The organism is uncultured Eudoraea sp., assembly GCF_947260015.1.
In the GTDB taxonomy this organism is placed as follows: domain Bacteria; phylum Bacteroidota; class Bacteroidia; order Flavobacteriales; family Flavobacteriaceae; genus Eudoraea.
Genome location: NZ_CAMYOM010000086.1, coordinates 1 through 2,645 on the forward strand (window position 1 = coordinate 1; position 2,645 = coordinate 2,645).

The window sequence follows — 2,645 nt, forward strand, 5'->3', positions numbered from 1 at the left end:
ACGGTTTGGGTATGGTTTCGTCCCGAGTCCTCGGGATGAACTATACCCTTCGTTAGCAGCTTTTTATCTATTTTTATTAATGGTTTTGTTATTGTTTTCGAAGAATATATAACCTCACATAAGTTAATCAAGGAAATGGTAGAAGGTAGGATAATCTAATTAAATATAATTTCTTATTTTCAAAAAACAAAAAGAGAAGACCTTTTTTGGCCTTCTCTTCTAAAGTTTGTAATAAATTCTAACTCTATTTATTTATTATAATCTTCCACCATGCTGGTGAAAGCCTCTACCGTATCCATTTGGAAGCTGGATTCAAAGACAGGTCCTTTTATAAAAAGATCTCTAAAACCATATTTATTTTTAGCATAATTGGTTAAAACGGTTCTATTATCGCCGACAAGCTTCTTTATATTAAAGGAAGACATATTTTTTGCCTCCTCTCCTTCTTTTTGGGCAAGAATTTCAAAGTTATTTTCCTGCCATTCAACATATTTGGCATCACTAACCTTCGTCCGGTCAGGTAAGTGGGAGGAAACGATACCCTGGGTGTGGTGATATTTTTTAAAAACGGTAATCTCGCCTTCCGTAGCAACTTCAAGCATCAACTTTTTAGGTATCCGGTCTTGCTTTCTTTTCGCAAATAGATTGGCATATTTTGCCTGTTTGAATTTTTTACCATTTTCAAGAGTAAAACTTTGCAAGTCGCTGGCATCATAAACCACAGCGTCTTTATGTACGTCTTCCCCTGCTTTGTAAGCCGCATAGGTTTTCTCGTCAATCAGGTAAACCCTTTTTTGAAATAGCTGAGGGTTCATCATATCCATATAGATATAGCCTTCAATTTCATTTCCATCCATAAGAGTTACTGTACCTTTTTCATATTTCCAAACCGAACTTGGGGTTTTTAACTGAGCTTTAGTATGGTTAAATGTTAAACTGAAAAACACTATTAACATTAGTGTAATCGTTGAACGTTTTTTTGCTGTTTTCATAAAATTGATTTTCATTAATATTAGTAATAGTTATTCAACACAAAAAATAGCATCAATTGATAAACGAAATTTATTGCATTAGATTGTTGAATTCTCAATTGAATTCCTGGGTAGGTGGTAATTGTCGCTAACGTTAAGTATATGAAAAGCAGGCGATTTCGAAGCACTATACTTTCGGTTAGACACAAACTTTTAAACGAGCCAAAGCCTTAATTTTAGTGCTGTTTCGCCTATTTTTTATATACATTGTTGTACAAAGTATTTTCTATTTCATATTATATGGAATGTAGTCTTCCCAGTACCAAGGCGTGTATGTATCTCCAATGCCTAATTCCAATACTTCTTTAAATATACTTTCGGCGTTATCACTATTCGACATTAAAAGAATACCAAGATGTTTTTCAGGAAATATAATTGAATAATGCTGGAAGCCCTCTCCATGGCCTTCTTTAAAATATCCTTGTCCATAAGGCGATTTTAAAATACCCCATCCCAAGCCATAACTCAAATCAATACTATCATTTGCATTTGTAGATTCAAGTGACTCTGGACCGAATTGTGTCTTTGAATTAATCCGAATATTGGGTGCAAACATAAGATTGGTAACATCAGAATTATGTGAGCTTAATTCAATTATTTTTGATAGAAATTTTGAGTAGTCAACAGGTGTTGTTTCCATGGAACCTGCCGCTCCTGCTTCATCCTCGGTGTCTTTATCTATTACTTTTTCTTCTGTAGTATGTCCATAACAATAGTTGCTTTCAAAGCGTTGTTGCCACACATAACTTGTCATATCCATATCCAAAGGATCAAAGACACGCTCTTGTGCCAATTGCTCCAATCCTTTCCCTAAAATTTTCTCAATAACTATTTGCAACAATCTAATTCCTTCTCCAGAATAACTATACTCGGTTCCAGGGTCAAAGTAAATTTCAATTTCTTCTACTTCAGGCTGAAATACGCCTGTTCTGCTAACCCATCTCCAATTCGGAAATCCTGTGGTGTGTGACAAGCACATCCGTGCCGTTATATCTTTATACCTCTCATCATTTTTAAGGTTATGAAATCCTCTCCAAACTCTGTCAAATTGCATATCGGGAATAGGTGTGTCTAAATACTCGTGTAAAGGTTTATCAAGGTCAATGAGCCCTTCGTTGGCAATCTGAGCGACAATATAGCCAAATACAGATTTACTTAATGAAGCTCCATAAAACACCTGATTAATCTTTAGACTATCTTTTTTGGCAAAGTTTGAATAGCCAAATGCTTTTTGATAGGCGACAGTATCTTGGTTAAAAATGGTAACGGTAAACCCCGTCACATTTGCTGAGTCAATAAGGCTTTTAATATTAGCTTCCAATTCTGCTATTGTTATTGTTGAACCGTCTATTCGATTAATTTGCTTAATCTCTGGTTTTTTGCAACAACCTGTAATTACGGAGAGCATGATTATTATTCTTAAGTATCTCATTCTGTGTCAATATTGTGTACAACGGTCTTGTATATGAAAAGTAGCATCTTAATTGTCGTCAACTATTCAAGTAACATAAATGTAAAAAAAGCGCAAGCTTTAAATTCTTGCGCTTAGTGAGCTATTTTGCATATGCGTTGTTGTACACTGGCTTTTTATCTAAGGTCTTTATTCATCAGTCT

The 2,645-nt window shown here is 34.8% G+C and carries 2 protein-coding genes; both read right to left on the reverse strand.

The features are described from left to right. Positions 1 to 248: 248 nt before the first annotated feature. Positions 249 to 992, reverse strand: a complete 744-nt coding sequence (locus Q0X66_RS15730; RefSeq protein ID WP_297708055.1) for a hypothetical protein — start codon at positions 990 to 992, stop codon at positions 249 to 251. A gap of 265 nt (positions 993 to 1,257) precedes the next feature. Further along, positions 1,258 to 2,463 carry a serine hydrolase gene (locus Q0X66_RS15735; protein WP_297708057.1) on the reverse strand — a complete coding sequence of 402 codons (1,206 nt, stop codon included), beginning with the start codon at positions 2,461 to 2,463 and terminating at the stop codon, positions 1,258 to 1,260. Positions 2,464 to 2,645: the final 182 nt, after the last annotated feature.

Excerpts from the sequence above, each read along its gene's own strand:
- Q0X66_RS15730 (WP_297708055.1), bottom strand. The coding sequence starts at position 992 with ATGAAAACAGCAAAAAAACGTTCAACGATTACACTAATGTTAATAGTG.
- Q0X66_RS15735 (WP_297708057.1), bottom strand. The coding sequence starts at position 2,463 with ATGAGATACTTAAGAATAATAATCATGCTCTCCGTAATTACAGGTTGT.